Annotated in this window: 24 protein-coding genes; 9 read left to right on the forward strand and 15 right to left on the reverse strand. The window is 58.5% G+C overall.

What is annotated here, in order from left to right; genetic code table 11:
- The first annotated feature begins 17 nt into the window (after window positions 1-17).
- The gene (locus tag A3L02_RS03865) at window positions 18-887 is read left to right on the forward strand and encodes a zinc metalloprotease HtpX (protein WP_088862709.1); all 870 of its coding nucleotides are present in this window, start codon (window positions 18-20) and stop codon (window positions 885-887) included.
- A 91-nt stretch (window positions 888-978) separates the two neighbouring features.
- Here the strand turns inward: A3L02_RS03865 and A3L02_RS03870 are convergent, their stop codons facing one another.
- Window positions 979-1,785, reverse strand: coding sequence for an SDR family oxidoreductase (locus tag A3L02_RS03870; protein WP_088862710.1), 807 nt, complete (start codon window positions 1,783-1,785; stop codon window positions 979-981).
- Window positions 1,786-1,910: 125 nt separating this feature from the next.
- Between A3L02_RS03870 and A3L02_RS03875 the strand changes: the two genes are divergently transcribed.
- Together A3L02_RS03875 and A3L02_RS03880 are read left to right on the forward strand one after the other, a co-directional pair.
- Window positions 1,911-2,921 (forward strand): deoxyhypusine synthase, encoded by a 1,011-nt coding sequence (locus tag A3L02_RS03875; RefSeq protein WP_088862711.1) that lies wholly within the window; start codon window positions 1,911-1,913, stop codon window positions 2,919-2,921.
- An 85-nt stretch (window positions 2,922-3,006) separates the two neighbouring features.
- Window positions 3,007-4,161: an ATP-binding protein gene (locus tag A3L02_RS03880; RefSeq protein WP_088863823.1), complete on the forward strand. Its 1,155-nt coding sequence runs from the start codon at window positions 3,007-3,009 to the stop codon at window positions 4,159-4,161.
- On the opposite strand, the gene tiaS is transcribed toward A3L02_RS03880, so the two are convergent.
- Together tiaS and A3L02_RS03890 are read right to left on the reverse strand one after the other, a co-directional pair.
- Complete coding sequence (tiaS, locus tag A3L02_RS03885; RefSeq protein ID WP_088862712.1) at window positions 4,158-5,447, reverse strand: tRNA(Ile2) 2-agmatinylcytidine synthetase TiaS; 1,290 nt, start codon at window positions 5,445-5,447, stop codon at window positions 4,158-4,160. The genes A3L02_RS03880 and tiaS overlap by 4 nt on opposite strands.
- A 23-nt stretch (window positions 5,448-5,470) precedes the next feature.
- Entirely contained in the window at window positions 5,471-6,016 is a 546-nt protein-coding gene (locus tag A3L02_RS03890; RefSeq protein WP_088862713.1) for a GNAT family N-acetyltransferase, read from the reverse strand.
- Between the two features lie 44 nt (window positions 6,017-6,060).
- On the opposite strand from A3L02_RS03890, the gene A3L02_RS03895 reads away from it, so the two are divergent.
- On the forward strand, window positions 6,061-7,014 hold the full coding sequence (locus A3L02_RS03895; protein ID WP_088863824.1) for a transcriptional regulator: 954 nt from the start codon (window positions 6,061-6,063) through the stop codon (window positions 7,012-7,014).
- Window positions 7,015-7,069: 55 nt separating this feature from the next.
- Here the strand turns inward: A3L02_RS03895 and A3L02_RS03900 are convergent, their stop codons facing one another.
- Window positions 7,070-8,320 (reverse strand): HD domain-containing protein, encoded by a 1,251-nt coding sequence (locus tag A3L02_RS03900; RefSeq protein ID WP_088862714.1) that lies wholly within the window; start codon window positions 8,318-8,320, stop codon window positions 7,070-7,072.
- Window positions 8,321-8,412: 92 nt separating this feature from the next.
- Complete coding sequence (locus A3L02_RS03905) at window positions 8,413-9,696, reverse strand: phenylacetate--CoA ligase family protein (RefSeq protein WP_088862715.1); 1,284 nt, start codon at window positions 9,694-9,696, stop codon at window positions 8,413-8,415.
- A 111-nt stretch (window positions 9,697-9,807) separates the two neighbouring features.
- Here A3L02_RS03905 and A3L02_RS03910 point away from each other — a divergent pair, with 111 nt between their 5' ends.
- The 3 genes from A3L02_RS03910 (at window position 9,808) to A3L02_RS03920 (ending at window position 12,555) form a co-directional block, all read left to right on the forward strand.
- A complete protein-coding gene (locus A3L02_RS03910) occupies window positions 9,808-10,866 on the forward strand; it encodes a hypothetical protein (protein WP_088862716.1) in 1,059 nt (352 codons plus the stop codon).
- Window positions 10,867-10,872: 6 nt separating this feature from the next.
- Window positions 10,873-11,967, forward strand: a complete 1,095-nt coding sequence (locus tag A3L02_RS03915) for a DUF835 domain-containing protein (protein ID WP_088862717.1) — start codon at window positions 10,873-10,875, stop codon at window positions 11,965-11,967.
- Between the two features lie 375 nt (window positions 11,968-12,342).
- Window positions 12,343-12,555 carry a hypothetical protein gene (locus A3L02_RS03920; protein WP_088862718.1) on the forward strand — a complete coding sequence of 71 codons (213 nt, stop codon included), beginning with the start codon at window positions 12,343-12,345 and terminating at the stop codon, window positions 12,553-12,555.
- A gap of 1 nt (window position 12,556) precedes the next feature.
- On the opposite strand, the gene A3L02_RS03925 is transcribed toward A3L02_RS03920, so the two are convergent.
- Together A3L02_RS03925 and A3L02_RS03930 are read right to left on the reverse strand one after the other, a co-directional pair.
- Complete coding sequence (locus A3L02_RS03925) at window positions 12,557-13,747, reverse strand: molybdopterin molybdotransferase MoeA (protein WP_088862719.1); 1,191 nt, start codon at window positions 13,745-13,747, stop codon at window positions 12,557-12,559.
- 1 nt (window position 13,748) lies between these two features.
- Window positions 13,749-14,264 (reverse strand): MogA/MoaB family molybdenum cofactor biosynthesis protein, encoded by a 516-nt coding sequence (locus tag A3L02_RS03930; protein ID WP_088862720.1) that lies wholly within the window; start codon window positions 14,262-14,264, stop codon window positions 13,749-13,751.
- Between the two features lie 102 nt (window positions 14,265-14,366).
- On the opposite strand from A3L02_RS03930, the gene A3L02_RS03935 reads away from it, so the two are divergent.
- Entirely contained in the window at window positions 14,367-14,957 is a 591-nt protein-coding gene (locus A3L02_RS03935) for an adenosylcobinamide amidohydrolase (protein WP_088862721.1), read from the forward strand.
- Window positions 14,958-15,003: 46 nt separating this feature from the next.
- On the opposite strand, the gene cobT is transcribed toward A3L02_RS03935, so the two are convergent.
- Together cobT and A3L02_RS03945 are read right to left on the reverse strand one after the other, a co-directional pair.
- Entirely contained in the window at window positions 15,004-16,011 is a 1,008-nt protein-coding gene (gene cobT, locus A3L02_RS03940) for a nicotinate mononucleotide-dependent phosphoribosyltransferase CobT (protein WP_237268637.1), read from the reverse strand.
- A 141-nt stretch (window positions 16,012-16,152) separates the two neighbouring features.
- Window positions 16,153-17,586 carry a hypothetical protein gene (locus tag A3L02_RS03945; RefSeq protein ID WP_237268638.1) on the reverse strand — a complete coding sequence of 478 codons (1,434 nt, stop codon included), beginning with the start codon at window positions 17,584-17,586 and terminating at the stop codon, window positions 16,153-16,155.
- 318 nt (window positions 17,587-17,904) lie between these two features.
- Here A3L02_RS03945 and A3L02_RS03950 point away from each other — a divergent pair, with 318 nt between their 5' ends.
- Entirely contained in the window at window positions 17,905-19,356 is a 1,452-nt protein-coding gene (locus tag A3L02_RS03950; protein ID WP_088862723.1) for a cobyric acid synthase, read from the forward strand.
- On the opposite strand, the gene A3L02_RS03955 is transcribed toward A3L02_RS03950, so the two are convergent.
- The 6 genes from A3L02_RS03955 to A3L02_RS03980 all read right to left on the reverse strand — a co-directional run bounded on the left by A3L02_RS03955 (window position 19,353) and on the right by A3L02_RS03980 (window position 23,669).
- On the reverse strand, window positions 19,353-19,553 hold the full coding sequence (locus A3L02_RS03955; protein ID WP_088862724.1) for a hypothetical protein: 201 nt from the start codon (window positions 19,551-19,553) through the stop codon (window positions 19,353-19,355). The genes A3L02_RS03950 and A3L02_RS03955 overlap by 4 nt on opposite strands.
- On the reverse strand, window positions 19,550-20,089 hold the full coding sequence (locus A3L02_RS03960; RefSeq protein WP_088862725.1) for an NTP transferase domain-containing protein: 540 nt from the start codon (window positions 20,087-20,089) through the stop codon (window positions 19,550-19,552). The genes A3L02_RS03955 and A3L02_RS03960 overlap by 4 nt, the downstream gene beginning before the upstream one ends.
- A 108-nt stretch (window positions 20,090-20,197) precedes the next feature.
- Window positions 20,198-21,679 carry an NHL repeat-containing protein gene (locus A3L02_RS03965; protein ID WP_088862726.1) on the reverse strand — a complete coding sequence of 494 codons (1,482 nt, stop codon included), beginning with the start codon at window positions 21,677-21,679 and terminating at the stop codon, window positions 20,198-20,200.
- A 220-nt stretch (window positions 21,680-21,899) separates the two neighbouring features.
- Window positions 21,900-22,601: an adenosylcobinamide-GDP ribazoletransferase gene (cobS, locus tag A3L02_RS03970; RefSeq protein ID WP_088862727.1), complete on the reverse strand. Its 702-nt coding sequence runs from the start codon at window positions 22,599-22,601 to the stop codon at window positions 21,900-21,902.
- Window positions 22,561-23,013, reverse strand: a complete 453-nt coding sequence (gene cobZ, locus A3L02_RS03975; RefSeq protein ID WP_088862728.1) for an alpha-ribazole phosphatase CobZ — start codon at window positions 23,011-23,013, stop codon at window positions 22,561-22,563. Before cobZ ends, cobS begins: the two co-directional genes overlap by 41 nt.
- Complete coding sequence (locus tag A3L02_RS03980; protein WP_088862729.1) at window positions 23,010-23,669, reverse strand: PAB0415 family putative ATP pyrophosphatase; 660 nt, start codon at window positions 23,667-23,669, stop codon at window positions 23,010-23,012. The genes cobZ and A3L02_RS03980 overlap by 4 nt, the downstream gene beginning before the upstream one ends.
- Window positions 23,670-23,697 lie beyond the last annotated feature (28 nt).

Below are 23,697 nucleotides of genomic sequence, written 5' to 3' on the forward strand. Positions count from 1 at the left end.
AGTCGGGAGGTGAGAGGATGGGATTGTTGATGTGGCTGAGAACGGGCCTGCTGATGGCGGTACTAACGGGCCTGCTCATGGCGATAGGCTACGTCTTCGGCGGGCCGAACGTGGCGTTCCTCATGTTCCTGTTCTCGCTGTTCTTCAACTTCATCACCTACTGGTACAGCGACAGGATCGTCCTGAGCTGGTACAACGCGAGGATAGTGGACGAGTACGAGGCCCCCGAGCTGTACGCGATAGTGAGAAAGCTTGCAGAAAACGCAGGTTTACCGATGCCGAAGGTCGCCATAGTTCCGACCGAGACGCCCAACGCCTTCGCCACTGGGAGAAGCCCGAAGCACGCGGTCGTCGCGGTTACCACCGGTCTCCTCAGGCTCCTTAACAGGGACGAGCTCGAGGGGGTCTTAGGGCACGAGCTTACCCACATAAAGAACCGCGACATGCTCATCGGAACCTTCGCCGCCGCCATGGCTGGGGCGATAATACAGTTAGCCTACTGGGCCCGGTGGATAGCGATATTCGGCGGCTTCGGCAGGGACGACGACAGGGGGAACAACGTCCTGGTGGCGATACTCGTGGCGATCCTCGCACCCATAGCGGCCATGCTCATCCAGGCGGCGGTGAGCAGGTCGAGGGAGTTCCTCGCGGACGAAGGCGGGGCTAAGATCAGCGGCAAGCCGCAGGCCTTAGCCAGCGCCCTTATGAAGATAGAGAACGCCGTCCGCTACAGGCCGATGCGCGAGGGAAACCCGGCGACGGCCCACATGTTCATCGTCAACCCCTTCAGGGGCGGCATGGCGAGCCTCTTCTCCACCCACCCGCCGACCGAGGCGAGGATAGAGAGGCTCAGGAAGATAGCGGAGGAGATGGGGATATACTTCTGAGGTCGCCTCCCCCACTTTTTTCTGGCAGGGACCCCTGCGGGGGCTGAAGGAAGTTTCAGCCCTCGAGCTTCCCGTACGGTTCATTGGACGGTTAAAGGTTCACTCCCCTCGTCATCGCGCCGTCGATGACCACCGTCGAGCCGAGGGTGTACTCCGCCTCATCGCTCAGCAGGAAGGCCACCAAGGAGCCGAGCTCCTCCCACCTCCCCGTTCGGTGGAGCGGCGTTCTCCTGAGAACCTCGCGCTCCCACGTTTTTTCGAAGTCCTCTCCCCTTTCCTCGGCGAGCCTCTTGAGGTTCTCCCTCGCCCCCGGTGTATCGAAGCTACCGAGCAGGACGCTGTGAGCCCTTATCCCGCGCTTCCCGTAGGTCCTCGAAACGCTCTTCGCCAGCTGGACGAGGCCGGCCCTCGAGACGTCCGCCAGAACCAGCGGTGGCATCGGCTCCTTTATCGAAACCGAGTTCAAATAGACGAGCGTTCCCCTCATTCCCTTCTCGAGCCACGCCTGAACGAGGAGGGTCGTCAGATACCCCGGGGCGACGGTGTGGAGGGCCGCCGCCTCGACCCAGTCGATGTAGTTAGCCTCGTGGAGGAGGCAGGGCTCGCAGGCGACGTTACCAGCGTTCCAGACGAGGGCGTTAACCCCACCCAAGAGCTCCCAGCCCTCTTTGACGAGGTTCTCGAGATCCCTCTGGTCTAAGAGGTTGGCCCTGACCGCGTAAACCTCGCCGTAGCTCGAGAGCTCGTCCGCGGCCTTCCTCAGGTTGTCCCCGGCCCGCGAGCTTACGACCACCCGGGCGTTCCTCTTCAACAGCTCCCTCGCGACGTTGAAGCCTATCCCCCTCGACGACGCCGTGACGATGACGCCGAGTCCGTTGAGGTCTATCTTCACGCCCATGGTGGCCCGTTGGTTTCGGGATTAATAAACGTTGGCTCCCGTCCCCTTGGCCGGCGGAGCCGTTGCGAACACCCTATCCGTAGGTGCTGGGCAAAGTTTATACGTCAGCTCTCCAACCCACGCCCATGACGGAGCCGAAGGATATCGTTCTGAAGGAGAGCGAAGAGGTCGGGGGGGTTCCGGTAGAGGGGCCCTGGCCCGACGAGGTCTCAAGCCTCGAGGAGGTTCTCGATTACTACGAGCGGATAGGCTTTCAGGCGACGCACCTCGGCAGGGCGATAGGAATATGGCGAAAGGTCGAAGAGAAGCGGGCGAAGGGCGAGGAGGTCAGGGTCTTCCTCGGCTACACCTCAAACGTAATCTCGTCCGGGCTGAGGGAGCTCGTCGCGTGGCTCGTGAAGGAGGGCAAGGTCGATGTCATCGTGACGACCGCCGGCGGAATCGAGGAGGACTTCATAAAGGCCCTGAAGCCCTTCGTCCTCGGCGACTGGAACGTCAACGACGCCCAGATGCGCGAGAAGGGGATAAACCGGATAGGCAACATCTTCGTGCCCAACGACCGCTACATCGAGTTCGAGAAGTACATGATACCCTTCTTCGAGCGGGTCCTCGAGATGGAGAGGGAGAGCGGAAAACCGCTGACATCGAGTGAGTTCATCCGCGAGATGGGCCGCTTCATGGACGAGAAACTCGGGAAGGAGAAGGAGAGGAGCGTCATCTACTGGGCTTACAAGAGAGACGTCCCGATCTTCTGCCCGGCCATCACGGACGGCTCCATCGGCGACATGCTCTACTTCTTCAAGGAGGAGCGGGGGGACAGGGAGTTAATCATAGACATCGCCAACGACATAGTGAAGCTCAACAACCTGGCCGTTACGGCCAAGGAGACCGCCTCGATAATCCTCGGTGGTTCCCTGCCCAAGCACGCGATAATAAACGCCAACCTCTTCAGGGGCGGCACGGACTACGCGATCTACGTCACGACCGCTGTTCCGTGGGACGGCTCGCTGAGCGGTGCGCCGCCGAGCGAGGGCGTCAGCTGGGGCAAGATAAAGGCGAGGGGCGACTACGTCGAGATATGGGCCGACGCCACGCTCGTCTTCCCCCTGCTGGTGTGGAAGGCAATGAAGGGATAGTTTGCACTCAGACTGCAAACTCTTTTCAATTTCTTTGCAGTTGAACTGCAAAATCTTTATAAGTACCCTTGCACTATTAATGCACATGATTGAGTTGCAGAACCCTTGGTGGTTCGACGAGCCCGACAGGGACTGGGAGCTCTTCGATAAACTCACCTATCGCCTCAGGCCGGGATGGCTCGATGGGCTCTCCCTTAGACCGTTCTCGCTCAACTTCGTCGTCGGCCCGAGGAGGGTCGGAAAGACCCTCGGGATAAAGCTCCTCATCAGGGAACTTCTCGAAAGGGTCAAAAGCCCGTACGGGGTCTTTTACTTCAGCTGTGACGTCGTCGAGGATTACAACGGGCTCCTGGAGGTCCTCAACGAGTACCTCAAGGTGAAGAGGAGGAAGAAGCTCGGGAGCGCGTTCATATTCCTCGACGAGGTGAGCCTCGTCAGGGACTGGTGGAGGGCCCTGAAGTTCCTCATCGACAGGGGAGAGCTGAGGAACGACGTCGTTACGGTGACCGGCTCGATTTCCCTCACCCTCGGGAGGCACTTCGAGACGTTCGGAGGGAGACGGGGGAGCGGAAGGACGGTCGAGGTGATGCCGCTGAGCTTCCACGACTATTACGGCCTCTTTTACGATGACTTCTTCCCCTCAAAGGCCGAGGAGGTGTTTGAGAACTACTTAGAAACGGGCGGTTATCTGGCCTACCTCAACGGGACGCTGAAGGTCGAGGAGCTCGTCGGCTTCCTGAAGGCCGATATACGGGCCCTGGACCGTTCCACGGACCTCGCGAGGGAGCTGATGGGTGCGTTACTTGATAAGGCCCCGTCACCCCTTTCCTTCAACTCACTGGCCAAGGCCATCGGGATCTCCCCCCACACCGCGAGGGATTACGTGGAGCTCTTCGAGGCCCTACACGTTCTCCTCCAGGTTCCCTACCTCGGGGGCGACGGAAAGGTCTACCCCAGGAAGGAGCGGAAGCTCATCCTGCGCGACCCGCTGATAGCCCGGGCCATGGGGCTCTGGACGGGGAAGGGCATCGACAGGGCCGTTCTCTACGAGTGGCTCGTTCAGGAGCACCTCCGGCGGAAGTTCGGCGAGGTCTACTATTACAGAAACTCCCACGAGGTCGATGCGATAGCCGGGGGGATTAAGGTCGAGGTCAAGTCCGGGGAGAGGAGGGGGCGTTATCCGAGGGACGTTAGGGTTCTCGCGGGTAAGGACGTGCCCGCCTTTCTGTACTCCCTTTAGTCCCTCGAAATCTCCAGTGCATCTAAAATCTTCTCCTCTCCCCCCGGGAGAACCAGCGGCCGCGAAAGGTGCTTCCTCGCGTCGGGCGGCACCTCGTAGATCTTCCTCTTTAACCCGCGGGGAACCTCGACTGGAATCAGCTTCTTAGGCATCTTGTAGCCACAGCGCTTGCACTTCAGGTAATCGCCCTTGCTCTTCATCGTCCCGCCACACCGCGGGCACCTCGGCTTCTTATACTCGATCTTGGGGACGAGTTTCACCGGATAGAACTTCTCGAGGTTGAGCGTCAGAACGCCATCGTGCTCCTTAACCCCGCCAGCGGCTATGATCTCGTCCCCCGGGAGGAGTTTCCTGACGTGGTTCCTGAACTTCTTAGTGGGCTCGAAGGCCGCCACCCTGATCCTCCCGGTGTCGTCCTCGAGCTCAAAGAAGACGTGCCTCCCGCGCTCCCAGTAGGGGGTTACGACTTTACCCCTCACGACCGCGCTGTCGTAGAGCTTTAACTCGCCGATCTTCTTTGGAGTGAGGTGGTCGTCGGTGTTCTGGTTCGTCTTGTAAAGCTGGTAAAAAGCTATTGGCTCCTCGAACTCCACCATCTCGAAGGTCTGGAGGACTTTTCCCCTGTCGGTCCCCCGGATTCCGGCGAGAACCGGGTCCCTGCCGTGGGGCGTTATCAGGACGGTTCGTTTTTGAGGATCCACGTTGTCGTGGGTGAATGGATAGCTCCACCTGTCGGCCAGGAAGACGCTCTCTTCGTTAACCCTCCGCGGCGTCCCCCAGTTCTCCGGCTCCCTGTAAACGAGTAGCTCGTAGGTGAACCTCTCCAGGGGGTAACCGATGGAGGCCAGCGCCCCGATGATGCCGCGACCGAGCTTGAACTTGAAGACCTCGGCCCCGACATCCCCCGCAACCCTCTCGGCCTCTTCTATGCTCACGTGCTCCCTCAGGGCCCTGAGCGAGAACTCCCGCAGTTTACCAGGAACATCCCCCTCGAGGAAGGCAACACCGGGGTTGGTGTTCCCGTGGGAGAGGTCGGCGAGCCGGCTCACGTAGAAGAGGACGGTGTCCTTGATCTCGGGGATAACCTCATCACCGGCGTCGAAGGTCATCGTCACCGCTCCGTTGCCGCGGGTTTTGTAGGGTACGTTTGGATTCAGCCTGATGAGCCTCGGCAGATCAACGGGCTCCGCCAGGCGGGAGAGCTCGCGGTACAGGAGGGCGCCGAGGTAGGTGGTGCACATCCCGTTTGGAGAATCCGTGTCGTCGATGCCGATGTGGAGCCTCATGGTTGGAAGAAACGGAGGGGGGTTTAAAAATCAACCGCCCGGTCCCTAAACCGTTCGTAGCAGAGCACGTCGACGAAGCCCTCCCCGGGAACGTGCTGATGCCTCCTCCAGCGGCCGGCGAGGGTGAAGCCGTTCTTCTCCAGAACGCGGATGGATGGGGCGTTCGTCTCGAAGACGTGGGCGTAGACCTTCCGGAGGTTGAGCCACTCGAAGGCGTAGTCGAGGGCGAGTCTAACAGCCTCGCTTGCGTAGCCGTGACCCCAGTACTCCCTGGCGAGGAAGTAACCGAGCTCCGCCCGTCCGTTGTGGTAGTCTATCCTGTGAAGCCCGATGAGGCCGACAACGGAGCGCGAGGAGTTCTCCACGATTGTGAACACCTTCTCGTGCTTCTTCTCCTTCCTCAGCGCCTCGTACCACTCAAGCTCATCCTCGTAGAAGAACACCTCCTCGGGATAGGAGAGGTATTTCCTGACGTCCCTGTCGTTGTACCAGACCCATATGTACCTCAGGTCCTCCCGGAGGAGAAGGCCCAGGGAGACGAGGTTGCCCTTTAGTATCACTGGTCGCATGCGAACACCTTAACTTTATTAAGCCTTTCGCGTATTTAAAAATGATGGAGAGGGAGAGACTCATCAGAACGGTCGAGGCGATACTCAGGGGCACGGGGTACAGGACCGCCCGGATGGACTTTCGGGGGTCGTGCTTCGATGTGGTGGCGAGCGGGTTATTCCTGTTGCTCTTCATCAAGGTGGCCACCAACATAGACACGGTTACCGAGGAGCAGGCGGAGGATTTAAAACGCCTGTCCCGCTTCTTCAGAGCTTCTCCGCTGATAGTCGGCGTGAAGACGAAGAACACCGAGCTGGAGGAAGGGGTCGTTTACGAGAGGTTCGGGATCTACGCTCTAAGGCCTGAGACCCTCTACGACATCCTCGTTGAGAACGAGTTGCCCGCCATCTTCGCGGAGCGCGGCGGTTTCTACGTCAGGATAAACGGCGAACTCCTGAGGGAGCTGAGGGAGAAACACGGCTACTCCGTGAACGAGCTCGCCCGCATTCTCGGCGTTTCAAGAAAGAGCCTTATAAACTACGAGCGCGGCGAGCAGGCGGTCTCCCTCGAGGTCGCGGTTAGACTGGAGGAGCTCTTCGACGAGCCGCTGGCGGAGCCGATAGACGTCCTTCACTCTGCGGTCGAGGCCAGACTCGACGTAACGCCCGAAACCCCCCTCGAGAGGGAGATACTCGAGCGCCTCAGGAACCTCGGTCTCGGCGTCGTGAAGGTCAGGAAGGCGCCCTTCAACGCCGTGACGAAGGAGGACGAGTTCAGCATCCTGACGGGCATAGACGAGAAGAAGACCCGCTCGATGGTTAGAAGGGCGGAGATGGTGGCGGAGGTGGGTCGGATAATCAACAGCGACGGCGTTTTCATACTCGAGAAGACGAGGACGGAGGTCGTCGGCGAGGTCCCCCTGATACCCAAGGAGCGGCTTAAGGAGATCAGGGACGCGGACGAGCTCATAGAGATGATAGAGGGGCTCAAGAAGGAGATAAGGAAACACGGCGTTTAGCGTTTCGTAGTACCGCCCCTTGTGGAACCCCTTCCACAAAAGTTGAGGGGGGCTCTCAGCCGAAGATGACCCTCTTCCAGACCTCCCTCACCTTCCCGACGTACCCCTTCGGCGAGGCGATGAGTATCGCCCAGCGCGGGGTCTGGCGCCTCTTGAGGGCGTTGGCGAGGGGGGTAACCTTCGTAAGCGGCTGGAGCTCCCCGCTGTCGAGGAGGACGTTTATCTCCGTGGCCTTGAGCCTCGGCTCGCTGAGCATGAGGTCGGCGATGCTGAACTCGAGGATGACCTCGCCCTCGCGTGCACCGACCGCGTCCGCGAGGTTCCGCTCTATCTCCTGCCTTTTTCTCACGTTCCTGTAGGCCGTCAGTAACTCCCTCTTCTCCTCCCCCGTCAGTTCATCGGCGCCCGCCAGAACGGCGGCCTTGTAGAGGTCGCGGTACTTCACGCGCCTCACCATCTCCGCAGGAAGCCCCTCGAGATCCTCGAGCTCCACGAGAACCCGGCAGTCGGACATCCTCCAGAAGTCCCAGAGGTGGCCCTCCTCGAGGGCGAACTCCAGGGCGCGGGTGAGCATCCCCTCGGCTATCTTGACCGTGTGGTGGAAGTAGACCCTCGAGTACATGAGGGCGCGCGCCACCATCATGCCCTCCACAGCTTCCACGCCCTTCTCATCGACCACGAGCTCGTTATCATGCACCCTCAGAACCTTCATCAGCCTCTCGAGGTCTATTATCCCGTGGGCAACGCCCGTGTAGTGGGCGTCCCTCACGAGGTAGTCCAGCTGGTCGACGTCAACGTCACCGTGGAGCATCTGCCCGAGGTAGCGCTTCCCGTGCTTCCCGAGTATGAGGTTCGCAACGTCCACGGGAGTGAAATCGTAATCATAGCTCTCGATTATCTCCGGGATTCTTCCCCCGTTCTCGCTCCCGGTTAGGTTTACCTTCCCCAGAACTATGTCCTGGCCGAGGCGCATGTGGTCGTGCTCCTTGACGTAGTGCTTGTATATGCTCTCGAAGGTGTGGCTGAAGGGCCCGTGGCCGATGTCGTGGAGAAGGGCCCCAACCTGGAGGAGCATGCTCTCGTCCTCGTTGAGTCCTATCTCCTGCGAAAGCCTCCTTGCGATGTGCCACGCGCCGAGGGAGTGCTCGAAGCGCGTGTGGTTCGCTCCCGGGTAGACGAGGTAGGCTAAACCGAGCTGTCTTATGTTCCTGAGCCTCTGGAATTCGGGGGTTTTAACGAGGTCGAGGATGAGGCCGGTTATCTTCATGCTGCCGTGAACGCCGTCGTGAATGATTTTTCCATCCATTTCCACCACCGCTGAAGATTTGAGAATGTCTTTTTATAAATTTTCAGCGTTGTGACGAAATCGTGACTGGAAAGAAAGATGAAAAAGTGGAATCAAAGGTCCCTGCCGACAACGTATATCCTCTTGGTTTTCCCGGGTTTCGTTGGAAGCCCTTCCCGGAGCTTCTCGAGGGGAACCGCCTCGATTATCAGCTCCGCCTGCCTGGACTCCTCGACCTCGTAGCGAACCGGGTTGTTCGCCTCGTAGATGAGTTCCCGTACCTCGTCCTCTATTCCCGCGGGCTTTGCACCGCTGTAGGCGACGCGAAGGACGACCTTCGGCCTGGGGTTCTCAGGGGAGAGCGGATGGTAGATCATCACGAAGTCCAGCAGGTCCGGGTGGTTGTAAACTATCTCCATCACCTGATCTAAGTGTAGCTTGGCCCCCGCGAGGCTCACGACGTCCTTGATGCGGATTATGTTCCTCACCTTCCCGTTCTCGACCCTCGCGAGGTCGCCTATCCCGTAGTTGAAGAGGGGCAGGCCCGTGAGTTCTCCGTCCCTCATGACCTTGGTTATGTAGACCTGCTTGTAGTCGTCGTAGCCGTCGCCGTTGTCCTTGAGAACAACTATGGACTCCTCGAAGTGGAACTCGGTGGCCTTCTTCCTCGTGATGACCCGGTAGCCTGTTATGGCGTCCTCGGTCGAGCCGAAGTTGTCTATTATCACGGCGTTCTCGAAGAGCCCGAGAGTCGCCCTCGCGAGCTCAGGGGTGAGGGTTTCTCCCCCGACGACGATGGTCTGGATGTCCTTCTTTATGGATTCGGGGAGGGTAAGACCGAGGTTGTAGGCGGTCGCCGTCAGGCAGAAGAGCGCGGTGGGCCGGATGGACTCAAGTTCCCTGAGGAGCATACCCCTGTCGAGGAGGTACTGAATCGGCATCTGATAGTAGGCGGACTTCGCGTTGAGCGCCTCAAAGCTTCCGAAGGCGAACATTCCAGAGGACGAAGGCAGCGGGGGGAAGAAAGAGGCTATCCTGTCACCTCTATCCATGTACTCCCTGATCCACGGCTCCACCTGACGACCCGTTCGGAGGCGGTCGTCCCGGGTGTAGGGTACTCGCTTGGGCCGTCCGGTGGTTCCACTCGTCCGCATCACAGCGTAAAAGACCCGCGGTTTTAGGATGTAGTCCGGCCAGACCCTATCGACGGAATAGAGGTCGTGGGGTGTTATGTTCACCTTATTCGTAAGGGAAGCGAGGTCTTGGGGGGTTATTCCTTCGGGATCGATTCCTGAGAACTTCTCCCTCCAGAATTCGGTCGTTTCCAGGGCCTTGCTGAGGGTATACCTCAAGTCGGCGATGCCTTCCCTGTCGGTTCTCCCGACCACCAGAGACATGGTGCCCACCAGCTTAATAAATTAAAATCACACTATATAATTGTTGGGGTTATTTAACTGTGTTGGATACAACAGGAAAGGTTTTTATACGGCTTTCTTTAACTTAACTTCATGAAATACGAGGAAATTGTGGATGAAGTCTATAATGATCCCCTACGTGTTAAGGATACGGACTCGATAGATTACCTCAGGGAGATCTTTGAGTTTCATCTCCGGTGGACCCCCTACTGGAGGGGGGTTTCCAGGGAGTTGAAGCCGAACCTCGATGAGATCTTCCAGGGAACCCTTGAGGAGGTCTTTGAGAATATTTTTAATTCTGGACTGATCGTGGACGAGGATTACCTAAGGAACAACTGGCTGGACTTCGTACCCGAGCGATATCCCGGCAGGATAAGGTTCTACCAATCATCGGGAACGACAAGGGAAAGGGCCATCGGACACTGGGACAGGGATTACCTCATGGTAAGCCACAGGTACCTGAGAAAAGCCCTCGACGAGGTCTACGGCCTCGATGAGGTTTACAACGAGGAGCATATGATGAGGACGATAGCGCACGGGCCGTACGGGTGGTTTCAGGAGGAGATAAGCGAGCTCGTGTGGAGCTACAGTGGAATCCTCTACTTCATAGGAATGGAGACGGACGGCCTGAAGAGGGTCTACGAGACCCAGGGCCTGGAGGCGGCCCTTAAACTGCTGGAGCCACTCGTGAAATACACCAACCGCGTCATGGAGAAGGACAGGATAAACACGGTGCGCTCCGCGCCCCCGCTCATGGTACTTTTCGAACCCTACAGCGAGAACATCGAGACGGCGATAATAAGCGGGGTGGGAATAGACAACGCCTTCTTTGAGGCACTTAGTGAAAAGTTCGAGGATACAAAACTTATACCCCTCTACGGCTACTACCTGTTCGGTGATCTGGTAGGGGTGCACAAAGGGAAGGAGTTCTGGTACTACCCCAACCGTCCGTTTACACTGATCTTCCCGATGAAGCCCGGGGTGGATGGATACAGGATAGTCAAGCGCCGTGAACGCGGACGGCTTGCGATGGTGATAGCCAGACCAGAGGTGCTGGTCGTTAAATTCGAGAACGAAACGGTGCTCAGAACGCCTCCGCATGGACCGTTTAAATGGGACGGGTTTGGAGACCCCGAAAGGAGATTGGGGTGAGACACGTTGGATGGCGTCCAAACACTCGTACTCGCCGAGGCTTTGATGGTTTTGATAGCCGACCTGGTGGCGGCGGGGTTGATATTCAGGATATACCTCCGTAACAAGCGAAAATCTGCCATGGCCTTCTCTCTTGCATGGATGTTCGACTTCCTGGCGATGCTCTCGATGGTCTCCACGAACCAGACGCTCCAGATGGCGGGCATGCTCTTCCTCCCCACGTTCTCGGGCTTTCTGTTCTACGGTGCGGTGAAGTTCCTTGAGGAGGAGTCGATGGCAGTCGGATACAAACCCCTCAAGATACTTGCGACAATGCCTCCTGCATTCATGGCCTATATGCTCGGGGTGTACGTTTACACAGGGGACGCGTTCTGGACGACCACCAGCGCCGCCACCCTCGGCATAAGCGGGGTGTTCGTCACGGCCGGCGGCCTTTTGCTCAAGGAAACCGAGGAGATCTACAAGAGTGCGGTTAAGTACCTCTACATCAGTGTAATACTGTTCGGCCTCCACCTGATTCCGGCGGCGCTGTTTGGAGGGGAGGAGTGGTACCTGCCGATAGGCTTCAGCCTTTCCACGATTCTTATAATAAGCATGGTAGTAGCTATGGTGAAGCTCACCTCGTCGGAGTCGTTCATACCCCGGGAAGTGGGACCAATCCGGCCCGTTGACCTTAAGCCGGGTGTTATGGTGGTCAACGGAAAGGAATACCAGAAGCTCATGGAGAAACTCAAGGAAATGTCGGTTCTGGCGTTCGTCAGGGAAGTCACCCAGCTTCCGGAGGGGTGGCAGTACTACTTCGTGACGACCGTGCCGTTCCGTGGAAGGTTCAAGAACACCATAAACCCGACGGACCTCGCGAGAATAACCGAAATCTCGTACAAATACCTCGAAGAATCCTCCCGGAGGGGGGAACAGGGCGTAATCGTAATCGACTGCCTTGAGTACCTTATCGTCTACAACTCCTGGGAGAGCCTCATGAAGTTCCTCTCGAAGCTCAGGGACTTCGTTGTGGTCAACAGGGGTACCCTAATACTCGTCATCGAGAAGGAGAGCCTTGAAACCCGACTCTACGCCCAGCTCAGGAAGCTCATGGAGTGAGGGCAGATTTATATACTCCCCTCTTCTATCCCCTACTGCCCCCGCGCGAGGACCCCGGGGAGGATGAACCGGGGGGCGATGCGGGGGCTACAGCTCGGCCCCAGCGAGGTCCCCGCGGGAGGGCCTTCCGCGTTACGGAGCACGATGGCCGCGGGAAACCCGGGCCGAGTACAGCACGGCCCGCCTGGGTTAACCCGCCCGAGTTCGCCGTGAGGCACCGATGGGGGCGGGGGTTACGGGCGGGCCATAGCCAATTTCCCTTACCTTCGGATTGAACCACATATTTTTGGTTAAGGTCCACGGTTTTCAAACTCGATACGTCCAATGTACCGAAAAGGTTTAAAATGATGAGTCAATATTTACATAAGTGGTACCATGATAATTGCCGGGAGGGATAAATGGAAGGTACTCCTCAGGTACTACCCTCCCTGGGACGGTCGTCCCCTGAAGAGGAGGAAGAAAAGGAAGGCGGAGGTCACCGAGGTACTCGGGATGCTCGGTGATCCGCGGAAGCTCAAGGACCTCCCCGAGGACGTGCGTGCCCTCTTGAGATCCCTCTATTCCGAGGCCCTCCTTCAGGAGGCATAGCTCAGTAGAGCACTACCTCCACGGTTTCTCCCTCGAGGTAGCCCTCGCTGTCCTCAGGAATCCCTATGTATCCGTTGCTCTCCACCACCGAGCTTATTATTCCGCTACCCTTCTTCTTTATCGGCCGTGCAACGCCGTTCTCGTACCGCACTTTGACGAACTCGTAGCGCCCGAGCTGGCTCGGGACCCGCTCGGTGAGCTTTGCCTTGACCCTGACCTCGTAGTCCCTTGCTCCCGTGAGCTTCGCGAGGGCGTGCTTGACGTAGAGGTGAAACTGGGCGAAGGCGCTAACCGGATAACCGCTCATCACGAAGACCCTCTCGCCGTACCCCATCGGCCGGCCCGGCTTTATCGTCGTTCCGTGGAAGAGGAGCTTCACGAAGCGGTGGGCGAAGTCCTTATCGCCGAACGCAGAGCCGCCGGTTATCAGAACGAGGTCGTTCTCCTCCTTTGCTTTTCCCAGCGTCTCCCCTATAACCCCCTCGTCATCTGGAAGGACGCCGTAGAAGACGGGTTCCCCGAAGTACCTCTTGACGAGCCCCTCGAGCATTATCGAGTTGCTCTCCATGATCTTCCCCGAATTAAGGGCCTCCTCGTCGAACTCCTCCACCAGCTCGTCGCCCGTGATTATTATCCCGACGCGGGGCTTCCTCTTGACCTCCACCTTTTTGAAGCCAAGGCTTTTGAGCAGTGCCAGATCCTGGGGCCTTAGAACCTGCCCCTTTCTGAGAACGACTTCCCCCTTCCTGACGTCCTCGCCGGCGAAGGCCACGTTCTGGCCCGGTGCGACAGGCCTCAGAACCCTTATGACGTCTCCTTCTCTTTCGGCCATCTCCTGCATCAGTACCGCGTTCGCCCCCTCAGGTATCTTCGCCCCGGTAGTAAGTTTCACCGCGGTTCCCGGCTCGACCTTCACTTTGCTCGCTTCCCCCGCGGTTATCTCGTCTATTACCTTGATTTCGACCGGTCTGTACTCCCTCGCCTGGAACGTGTCCTCAGCCCTCACCGCGTAGCCGTCCACGGCCGACCTGTCGAAGGGCGGGCTATCGATGGGGGAGACAACGTCCTCCGCGAGCACCCTTCCCAGCGCTTCCCCGAGCTCAACCTCTTCCGTCTCCGGGATCTCGCTCAAGTCTTCGAGCAAAAGTCGCAAAGCCTCGCGATAGGGCGTGAGGCTCTTCAGTTCCTTCATCTCACTCCCTCCCGTGCTTGAGGACGTGACCCGCTTCCCTCAGGATTATCTTTATCCCGGTTTTGGCCGCTCCGAGGCTCCCCGGCAGGCAGAAGACCGCCATGGCCCGTCCCGAGCTCCTGATGATCCCGGCGGTCGCCCTCGTCATGACCGCCGCGGTTCCTATCTCCTCGTAGCTTAACAGTCTGAAGACCTCGCCGAAACCCGTCAATTCCTTATCGAAGAGCGGTCTGACGCTCTCTATCGTCACGTCCCTGCTCGTTATCCCCGTTCCCCCCGAGGTAACCACCACATCGGCACCCTTCTCGAAAGCCTCGACTACCGCCCCGATTATCCCCATCCTCTCGTCGGGGACTACTTTATACAGAACCCGCTCGTGTCCTGCCTTCTCCAGCTCCTCAACGAGGAACCTCCCGCTTCCGTCCTCCTTCTCGCCCCGGCTCGCGGTGTCGCTGACCGTTATGACGGCGAAGCGAAACCTCTTCGGGGCCTTCTTCCTGTGCTCCTCGACGCCCATACCATCACCCCGGTTAAACTCGACCCTGGACTTAATAGGCTTTAGGCAAACGAAGGCGTTTAACGGCGCAAGCGTTATATCCCCCATAACCGATGTGCCCCCATGGAGTCGGAGCATTTCATCCTGCCCTTCGATGGATCGATGCTATCCTTGAGCAACGCGCCCCACAGAGGGGGTTTAACACGGGCAAACGGCTTCTTCTTCATGAGGGTCCCGAAGAACTACTCCGGCGATTATAAGCGGGACTGCGCGGAATTCGAGGAGAAACACAGGCTCAGGGACTTCGTGGGCTTCATGACGGCCGCCGAGGTAAGGAACGTCCTGGCCGTCGCGAGGAGCGGGAGCGTTAAAGCCTACGTGACCGCCGGGATCACGAACCCCGCCATCGCAGGCGAGGAACCGCCTCCCTGGAAACCGGGGACGATAAACGTGGCGCTCGTGATAAACGAAGGATTAACGGTGGGGGCGATGGCCAACGCGATAATGACCGCGACCGAGGCAAAAACTTACACCCTGCTGAGGCTCGGCTACAACGCCACGGGCACGACGAGCGACGGCATCGGGGTCTTCGCCTTCGAGGGCGAGGTGGAGTGGGCGGGAACTGCCACGGCCCTCGGGATGAGCATCGGAAGGGCCGTCAGGAAAGCGCTCGAGGAGAGCCTGCGGAGATGGGAAAGGACAAGGCGGAAATGACAGACTGAATAGGCCGAAGATAAGTATAAGAGCAGAAAAAACGTCATTAAGCCCCCTTCATCTCCATGAGCCTTTCGTAGAGCTCATCGACCTTTCTTGAAACCTCTTCCGGTGAGTAGCCGGCCTTAACGGCGAGCCACGTGGCCCCACCGGCCCCGACGCCTTCCTTGACGTAGCCTTCCTCGTAGGCTCTCAGGCCCGGAAACTCGCTCCCCGAGAAGTCGAGGTCGGCCGAGTAGGTTATCACCCCTATCCCCTTCGCAGTTTCGAGGAAGGTAGCGCTCGGGTCGTTCACCACCCACTTGGTGGTTGCCACCATGAACCTGCCCAAGTCCTCGCCGAGGGCTTTGAGGAGCGCCGAAACCGCCAGCATCTGGGTTCCGCCTGCGAGGACGACGCTTCCCCTAAATCCGAGGGAGAGGCCGATGAGGGTGGCCATCATCGGGTCGCCGAACTGCCTCAGGGCCTCGAGCGGGTTGTCCTTCAGGTCTCCCTTCGCTATTCCCAGCCTGTTGAAGGCCTCTGTGATGACCCTCTCCTTGAGGGCCTGCGGGTTCTCACTGGAGGCGGAGGAGGTTCTCGCCTCGTAGCCGAGCGCCCAGAGGACGGCCTGGGCCGTCGTCGTTCCCCCCGGCGTGGACTCCCCGATGACGAGCTCCTTCACCGGCAACCTGCCCAGTTCCTCGCCGAGGAGCTTCGCCCGCTTGATTATATCGCCGAACTCCGGGAGGGCCGGCCCCCTCCTGAAGTCCCGGCCGACGGCGTTGCTGACGTGGACGTGAGGGACGAGGGGTGCCAGATAGGTCCCCCCGCGAACCACCAGAATCGGGAATCCCGCGAGCTCCCTCGCGGCCTTGGTGATTATCGCCGGCGTTGGATACCCCTCGGGGGTTACGGGGATGACGTCAACGGTCAGGGGCTTCTCGTGGAAGAGATACTCGGCATCGGCTATCGGTGTGAGCTTCGTGAGCTCGGGCGTCGCCCCGGCAACGCTTATCCCGGGGACGGTGCTTATCTCGGTGTTTCCGAGGACGAGGAGGAAGAGGCTCTCCATTCTATCACCACTGGACTTTTTATCCAAGGATTTATATGCCCTTCGGCGAACCGTAAACCCGGTGACCCCGTGACGAACGTTTACCATAAGGGGTATCGATAAATGCAAAAGAAAAAGCGGAGGGTTATGAAAAAAACACCTTCAGCCCCCGATGCCCCCTTCGGAGGTCGCACACATGCCCGTCCTCGGATCACACGGCGGAGACGGGGATTTGCCATCCGTTATAACACTGAACACCAGAGGCACATTAACCTTTGACCCACTCGATCCCACCTTAACACCCAGAACACTGTACATCGCATAACAATCCTTTCCAGGCTTAACATTAACGCTGTATTTTGCAATTGAAACCGCGTTCGTGTATTTATGGAATCCAATCGTCAGGCTGAGCGCGTTAGCCAGTCTTCCAAGGGTGGGGTTTATGCCCGCGAGGTACCTTCCTCCTGCATAACCTATCGGAACGCTCAAACTGGAGCTCGAGGAGAAGGCACTGCTTTGAGATTGCCTGACGTAGACGGCCCCCTCCCAGCTTCCGGCGTTTAGCCACTTCCTCCTCCATTCCGCCTCCTTCGAGATCCCCCACATGTTGGGGGTCGTGGTGATCCTCGGAGCGTTCTCCCCCTGTGATTCTGTAAAGTAGGTGCCCCCCGTGGCAGACTCCCATATCGTGTACTTTCCGGTGGTGTGGATCTTCACCGGGTACACCTGGGCCATATCAATATCCACGTACTCCCCCATGAGCTTGTCGTAAGCTGAAACTCTGGCGTGGGCAACAATGTACTCCACTTTAATGTTAAGGTACCTCTCCCAGCTGGCAGAATTAACGGGAAGGTCATTGAACGATTGGTAGTCTACGTCCAGCCCCCAGCCGTCGAAGTGCGCTCCCCTGGATACGCTGAGGAGTGTGAAGGGTCCGACGTCGATTCCGACCGTCCAGTAACTGTAAGTACTCCTGCTGAGCACGAGAATCCAGTCGAAGTTCATTTTTTCTGCCACGTTGTTCTCCACTTTTAGGCCCATGACTGATATCCATTCGTTGAAGGTTTTTGTTTTTGCGGTGCTTTCGAATTGCAGATCCCACTGCGGGTTTAGGCAGTACCTGCCTCCGAAGTCCATCCAGCCTCGCGGGCACGAGGTGGTGGTTTGGACTCCAATGTTTCCCTTCGGGCTTGTGTTTCCTTTCAGGTCGAGTGCGTTCTCTTCGTCGAGTTTGATCTTGCTGGTGGTCATGCTTTTGATTCCGAGTTTTCCGTTTTTGGTGACGTAGAGTATGAGTGGGGTTGGTGGGGCGTAGAGGGCTTTTTCATCGTTTGAGAGGGCTTTAACCCATTCTCGCCTTGGTACTTTCACGAAGGTTGGGAGGAAGCCTGGTTTTCCTTTTTTGAGGATTTTGACGCTTCCGTTTGGGAGGGGGTAGTAGATGATATAATTGCCGGAGCCTTCTATCTTGTACACGTCGTAACCGAGGATTCTGGTTACGGATTCATCATTGCTCGCGGTGTAATTCAAGGCTCCCGCCAGGGTCCCTCCAAGGAGAATCAACACTAAAACTACTAACAGAGATTTCTTCCTCACCAGATAATCACCATAGTATTTTGCCCTTTATTGATTTATAAAATTTACTATTTGAAATCCGGAGACGGTCGAGACAACTTGATACCATCCAATAAAAACCTCAAACCTCAAAGAAACTCTCCATCCATCTTTGAACCTAAAAGGGGATTGGTAAGAAACATGTTCCAAAACCTTTAAGTCGCACCATCAGGAGAGAAAAACATACGGAAGTGAGCGAAGTAGGTAACACCCGGCTCATTTCCTGTCCGAACCCAACCCAAGACAGGGAGAAGAGACTAACAGGTAAGGCACTCAAGTATATTGAATTTGGTGAGTGAAATGGGAAAGGCCCTGATGGTGCTCGGAACCTCGTCCGGTGCCGGTAAATCTCTCCTCGTGACGGCCCTTTGCAGGATTCTCTCCAAGAGGGGCTACGACGTCGTTCCATTCAAGAGCCAGAACATGAGCCTCAACTCCGCCCCGAGCATCGAGGGCGGCGAGATAAGCCGCGCCCAGTACCTTCAGGCGATAGCCTGCGGAAAGAGGCCGAGCGTGAGGTTCAACCCTATTCTCCTCAAGCCCGAGGGAGGGATGCGGAGCCAGGTCGTCTTCATGGGAAAGCCGATGGGGAGCGTCTCCGCGCGCGATTACATGCTCTCGCGCAAGGAGGAGCTATTCAGGAAGGCGATGAAGGTTCTCGACGGGCTCAAGGAGGAGCACGACCTCGTGGTAATTGAAGGGGCCGGGAGCCCGGTCGAGATCAACCTCAAAGACTACGACATAGCCAACACCCGCGTTATGCTCCACGCGAAGGCCAGGGGGCTCCTCGTTACGGACATCGACAGGGGCGGGAGCTTCGCGAGCATCGTCGGCACGATGGAACTGCTGAGGCCCGAGGAGAGGGAGGCGATTATGGGCTTCGTCTTCAACAGGTTCCGCGGCGATGCGTCTCTCCTCAAACCGGGCCTCGATTACCTCGAGGAGCGCTACGGAAAGCCCACCCTCGGCGTCATCCCCTACACGGAGCACCGCCTTCCCGAGGAGGACTCCCTCGCCGAGTTCCCGAAGGCTAAGGGCGAGCTCCACATCCAGATAATCAAACTCCCGCACATAAGCAACTTCACGGACTTCGAGCCGCTCCACTGGGCCAACGGCGTTGACTACGTCACGAGGCCTGAAGAGCTGAAGGGAGACGTCATCATCGTCCCGGGGAGCAAGAACACCGTCGAGGACCTTCTCTGGATGAGGGAAAACGGCTTCGATGACGCCCTCAGGGAGGCCCACCGCGAGGGTTCCTTCGTCGTAGGGGTCTGCGGCGGCTTCCAGATGCTCGGGAAGGTGATAATCGACGAGGTCGAGTCGAGGAGGGGGGCCGTTAAGGGGATCGGCCTTCTACCAGCCAGGACGGTCTTCGAGAGGACCAAGAGGACGAACCACCTGAGGGCCGAAATTTTGTGGAAACCGGCACTGGGGATGGGCGTTGAGGGCTACGAGATCCGCTTCGGCAGGAGCTTCTCAAGGAGACCCTTCTCGGTCATAAGGGAGGTGAACGGGGCGAGGACCTTCGAACCCGAGGGGGCGGTCGGGGAGCGGGCCTTCGGGACTTACATCCACGGGATATTCCACAACTTCGCCTTCACCGGGAGGTTCCTCAACCTCATCAGAAAGGAGAGGGGCCTCGAGCCCGTATCGGTCGAGCGCTGGAGCATAGAGGAGGAGATAGACCGGTTCGCCGAAGTGGTGGAGCGGAACCTCGACGTGGACAGGATACTGAGCGAGCTGGGGCTCTAAAGGTAGTCCTCGGCCTTCGGTGGATGCCTCTTCGCCCACCAGAGCTTCAGGCGCAGGTATGCGTAGAAGCCGATGAAGAGCAATAGACCAACCGCTATCAGAACCACCGCGAAGAGCAGGAAGCCGAAGAACAGCACCCCCACCAGGAGCAGGAAGAGGAAGAAGACCAACGCGCCCTTAACCTCGCTCCCCCTCATCTTCCCACCAGCTTCGCTATTCTATCGGCGAGCTTTAAGTCTTCCGGCGTGTTCACGTTCAAAGCTAAAAGGGGATTGCTCAGCTCGAGGAACCGCTCCCCTTCTCCTCCGACTGCATTTAAACCCACCACCGCGTAGCCCCTGTAGGTCACGGGGTTTAAGTCTCCGGGAACCAGCTTCAGCGGAAGAACCCCGGTCAGGCTCGTCCGCCCGTCGAAGGCCCTCTTCATGGCCCGGAAATCGCCACCCTTAACGAAGGGCAGGTCCGAGGAGACGCTGATGAAGGGGCCGAGCTCGCGGAGAAGGTACGTTACATCCTCGACGTAGCCCTTCCCGGGCGTTTCCACGAAGGGAAGTCCCTCGCGGAGGCACAGCTCCCTTGTCCTTGGAGTGTTCCGCGAGAGGGCCACAAGGACTTCGTCCACCTTCCCTGCCTCGCGGTAGACCCTCAGGAGCATAGGGACTCCACCGACGCGAAGGACGGGCTTCTCCGCTCCCATCCTGCTCGACCGCCCGCCGGCCATGATGACTATCATGAGAATCAATAGGGGATAGGTGTTAAAAGGACTTCCGACTGTCGTCCGTGATTTCGCAGGGAACGCGGAAAAAGATGGAAAGAAAGAGGGTGTTCGCCCTCGTGGACTTCAATCCCGATGTCCCTTCCTTCTCACAGCCAGCGGCACTAAGGCCAGCAGTCCCACGAAGCCGGGCCCGCAGATTCCCGATCCGCCGCCCGTCTGGCTCTGTGGCGGATTCGTTGACTCCTCCCCGGTCTGGGACTGAGTTGGGGTCGTTGAGGACGGAGTGGAAGATGTAGAGGGCTTCCATATCGTCTTCAGGTTAACGCTGGTGTCGTGAACCTCACATCCCACCTCACCGGCCCCCGCCGTTCCTTCCCCTGCGGGGCCACTCGCGGGCGTGACGGCGGGATGGGCATCGTGGATCTTGAGTCCCGCATCGTGCCATCCTTCTTTCTCTGAGTAAGCAGAGGCGGTTGCGACGTCGAACCTCGCAACGACGAGACCGTCCGTTCCCGGCGCCACGAGTGCCACGCTTCCATCGGGGGCCATCTTCACGTCGGTCCACGCTATCACGTCGGGATCGGGGGCAAAGTTCCAGTAGCCGCGTTTGGCCCACTTCAGTTTCCCGTCCGGCGAGAGGAGGAAGAGGTAGCTCCCGGACACCAGAACGTCCCCGTTTTTGGTGATGACAAGAGATGTGGCGTCGTTGTCGTAACCTTCCACCCCCAGGGCCTTCGCCCACTCGACGCTTCCGTTTCCGTCGAGCTTCATTATCAGGGCGTCGTTAAAGCTGTCCTCTTCGCTCACTCCTCCGACTATTATCCCGCCGTCGGGGGCGATGGCGATGGAGTAGGCCTCGTCGAAGTCCTCTTTGCCGTAGGCCTTTCCCCACTTTAGGTTTCCCTCGGGATCGAGGCGGAGAACCCAGAAATCGTAATAACCCGCTCCGAAGTTGGTGGTTCCCCCCGCGACCACGATGTCCCCGTTTGGAGCCACCGCAACCGCCCAGGCCACGTCGTTGTCCCTTCCGCCGTATACCTTCTGCCACCGGATGTTGCCATCCGGATCCAGGCGGGCCACCCACACGTCGGTGGTTCCGCCCCCGCTGGGGGAGTTGGTGGAGCCTGCAACCACGATGTCCCCGTCCGGGGTAAGCGCAACGGCGTTAGCGTAGTACGCGTATTTCTCACCGTATATCCTCTGCCATTTGACGTTCCCGTCCCCGTCCAGGCGAAGGAGCAACGCATGGTCGGCCTCGCCGAAGCTTCTGGTCCAGCCCGCGGCTACGATGTCCCCATCGGGAGAGACCGCGAGCCCCTCCACCTCATCCCACATACCGCCACCGCAGGTCTTTTGCCACCTCACCGCGCCGTTTTTATCAAGCCTCAGTATCCAGGCGTCTCCATCGCCGGCCCCGAAGTTCTGGGTATAGCCGCCGATGACCACGTCACCGTTTGGGGCGACCGCAACGGCCCAGGGACTGTCGTAGCTCTCTCCGCCGTAGAGCTTTGCCCAGTAGTTCAATTCTCCAGCCGTCGCACCGGGCAGTGCGAGGGCGAGGAAAACCAGGAGGGTAACCAGCACGAAGGGGGTTGACTTTCTCATATCGACCCACCTCACATCGGATCTGCCAAAAACGAAAGGTTGCGTCTTCCCGTTCTCGATCTTTAAATCACCGAGTTGAGTTGGGCTCTAAGTTAATCAATCCGCGTTGATTCTATAAAAACGTTGTACTTCGCTACAATCCCGTTTGAAGTGAGAGATCCCTACTCTCATTAAAACCGAAAACACCGGTTGGATATGGCGAGCCATTCGGGAGGCAGTGTTACCCACCCAGGTAAGCCCACGCGAAGGCCATCCCGATGAGCGCTCCGGCCCTCGCCACCTCTGCAGTCGCTCCGAGGCAGTCGCCGTTCAGACCCCCAAAGTTTCTCAGGGACAGGTGGACGACGTAACCACCCGTTAAGAGTCCGAAGAGCGAGGAGAGCGAGAGGGGGTTGTAGATGACCGGCGGGAGGAGCAAGGAGACGTAAAGAAGGGTTCCGATGGAGAGCTGTTTTCTGTTCATCCCTTCCATGAAGTAGGCCCCTAAACCGTTTCCGAGGGGTTTTTTGGTTGCCATTGCCAAGAGGGTGGCGAACTTGGAGTTCAGCTCCGCCAGGAAGAGACCGTAGAACGGGAGGAAGGGGAGCGCGTAAACCTGCAGGAGGAGAACCGTCACCACGGCGAAAACACCGGCTATCCCTGTGTTAAGGTCCTTCATGGCCCTTACCTTCCTCTCGCGGTCTCCCTTGACCATTATCCCGTCGGCCCAGTCCGCCAGGCCGTCGAGGTGGAGGAGGCCGATGGTGAGGTAGAGTGCCAAAACCGCCAGGATGTTCGAGAGGGGGAGCCTCATATAGAGGATGAGCGTTGGGAGGGCGGAGCTCACCAGGGAGATAAGTGGGAAGCTCCAGAGCTCCCTTCGGGCCATCTCGAAGTCGCCCTCAACGGGCACCCGCGTCATGAAGGGCAGGACGTTTCTCATACCAATCCCCCGAAAGGAGCCTCGTCATGCACCCCGCTATGAAGCCGCCGATGGCGTCGTCCAGGAAGGGCGGGAGCTCCGCCAGGATCCCCGGTTTTCTGGTGTCGTAGTAGAAGAAGTTGAAGAGCGCCATCTTCCCGCCCACGTACTCCGCTATGTCTATCCCGATGAGCTCGTCCGCCACGAGGTTAACCGGATCGCCCTCGACCTCGAAGCTCTCCTCGAGGAGGAGCGCCGCCATCAGGAGGGACTGGACGTTTACATCCTCGAGATAGCGGAGCATCGTCTCCCTCAGCGATTCCCTTACCCCATCTGGATTCTCGCCGATGTAGAGCTCCATCGCGGCGTCGAGCATTCTCTCGAGGGTTACGCCGGCGGATTCGAGTTTCGCGAGGATCTCCTCAACCTTCATCCTCTCACCAGCTCGAACTTCAGCCAGTGATACGTCTCGCTCTCGCGCCTCTCCTTGGCCCTCAGCCCAAAGCTCCCCCCAAAGAGTGGACACCTCAGAACGACCGTGTGGAACTCGGCGAACTCCCCGACGGGGTCGATGCCCGGGTTCGCCTCGAGGAACCGCTCTAAATCCCCAACCGAGCGGAAGGTGTAGCCGAGCCATTCTTTTGAGAGCTTCTTCCTGTTGACGGCGATTATCGCGTACTCGAACCCTTCGTTGAGCATCTCCCCCGCGAGCTCGAGCGTGTCCCGGCCCCAGAGCGGCTCCAGAGCCTCGACGCCCGCCCTCTTCGCCAGCTTCTCCACCCACCTCAGGTGGTCCTCGAGCAGAACGTCACCCGCGATGAGGTAATCGACGCCGAGCGAGGCTATGAACTCCGCTAAAGCTTCGCTCCCCCTTGCCATGTCAAAAACAAGAAGCTCCTTTCCCATAGCCCGGGCGAGTTTCTCCAGCTCGCTCAGGTTCTCGTAGTGAGGCGAGAGCCCTATGGTCGTCCTGAGGACGAGCAGGTATGGAACTGTTATCCCTTCCTTCTCGGCCAGGTGGGTCGCGTAGAGCCCGTCCTTGCCGCCCGAGAAGAAGGCGACGCCCCTTGAATTTCCGTCGGTTTCCATTCGACCACCAAACCTATAAAGGCCATGG

It is taken from the genome of Thermococcus celer Vu 13 = JCM 8558 (assembly GCF_002214365.1).
Lineage (GTDB): Archaea > Methanobacteriota_B > Thermococci > Thermococcales > Thermococcaceae > Thermococcus > Thermococcus celer.

What these genes read in the sequence shown, in the direction of transcription:
- A3L02_RS03865 (WP_088862709.1), top strand. Translation starts at nt 18, where the DNA reads ATGGGATTGTTGATGTGGCTGAGAACGGGCCTGCTGATGGCGGTACTA.
- A3L02_RS03870 (WP_088862710.1), bottom strand. Translation starts at nt 1,785, where the DNA reads ATGGGCGTGAAGATAGACCTCAACGGACTCGGCGTCATCGTCACGGCG.
- A3L02_RS03875 (WP_088862711.1), top strand. Translation starts at nt 1,911, where the DNA reads ATGACGGAGCCGAAGGATATCGTTCTGAAGGAGAGCGAAGAGGTCGGG.
- A3L02_RS03880 (WP_088863823.1), top strand. Translation starts at nt 3,007, where the DNA reads ATGATTGAGTTGCAGAACCCTTGGTGGTTCGACGAGCCCGACAGGGAC.
- tiaS (WP_088862712.1), bottom strand. Translation starts at nt 5,447, where the DNA reads ATGAGGCTCCACATCGGCATCGACGACACGGATTCTCCAAACGGGATG.
- A3L02_RS03890 (WP_088862713.1), bottom strand. Translation starts at nt 6,016, where the DNA reads ATGCGACCAGTGATACTAAAGGGCAACCTCGTCTCCCTGGGCCTTCTC.
- A3L02_RS03895 (WP_088863824.1), top strand. Translation starts at nt 6,061, where the DNA reads ATGGAGAGGGAGAGACTCATCAGAACGGTCGAGGCGATACTCAGGGGC.
- A3L02_RS03900 (WP_088862714.1), bottom strand. Translation starts at nt 8,320, where the DNA reads ATGGATGGAAAAATCATTCACGACGGCGTTCACGGCAGCATGAAGATA.
- A3L02_RS03905 (WP_088862715.1), bottom strand. Translation starts at nt 9,696, where the DNA reads ATGTCTCTGGTGGTCGGGAGAACCGACAGGGAAGGCATCGCCGACTTG.
- A3L02_RS03910 (WP_088862716.1), top strand. Translation starts at nt 9,808, where the DNA reads ATGAAATACGAGGAAATTGTGGATGAAGTCTATAATGATCCCCTACGT.
- A3L02_RS03920 (WP_088862718.1), top strand. Translation starts at nt 12,343, where the DNA reads ATGATAATTGCCGGGAGGGATAAATGGAAGGTACTCCTCAGGTACTAC.
- A3L02_RS03925 (WP_088862719.1), bottom strand. Translation starts at nt 13,747, where the DNA reads ATGAAGGAACTGAAGAGCCTCACGCCCTATCGCGAGGCTTTGCGACTT.
- A3L02_RS03930 (WP_088862720.1), bottom strand. Translation starts at nt 14,264, where the DNA reads ATGGGCGTCGAGGAGCACAGGAAGAAGGCCCCGAAGAGGTTTCGCTTC.
- A3L02_RS03935 (WP_088862721.1), top strand. Translation starts at nt 14,367, where the DNA reads ATGGAGTCGGAGCATTTCATCCTGCCCTTCGATGGATCGATGCTATCC.
- cobT (WP_237268637.1), bottom strand. Translation starts at nt 16,011, where the DNA reads ATGGAGAGCCTCTTCCTCCTCGTCCTCGGAAACACCGAGATAAGCACC.
- A3L02_RS03950 (WP_088862723.1), top strand. Translation starts at nt 17,905, where the DNA reads ATGGGAAAGGCCCTGATGGTGCTCGGAACCTCGTCCGGTGCCGGTAAA.
- A3L02_RS03955 (WP_088862724.1), bottom strand. Translation starts at nt 19,553, where the DNA reads ATGAGGGGGAGCGAGGTTAAGGGCGCGTTGGTCTTCTTCCTCTTCCTG.
- A3L02_RS03960 (WP_088862725.1), bottom strand. Translation starts at nt 20,089, where the DNA reads ATGATAGTCATCATGGCCGGCGGGCGGTCGAGCAGGATGGGAGCGGAG.
- A3L02_RS03965 (WP_088862726.1), bottom strand. Translation starts at nt 21,679, where the DNA reads ATGAGAAAGTCAACCCCCTTCGTGCTGGTTACCCTCCTGGTTTTCCTC.
- cobS (WP_088862727.1), bottom strand. Translation starts at nt 22,601, where the DNA reads ATGAGAAACGTCCTGCCCTTCATGACGCGGGTGCCCGTTGAGGGCGAC.
- cobZ (WP_088862728.1), bottom strand. Translation starts at nt 23,013, where the DNA reads ATGAAGGTTGAGGAGATCCTCGCGAAACTCGAATCCGCCGGCGTAACC.
- A3L02_RS03980 (WP_088862729.1), bottom strand. Translation starts at nt 23,669, where the DNA reads ATGGAAACCGACGGAAATTCAAGGGGCGTCGCCTTCTTCTCGGGCGGC.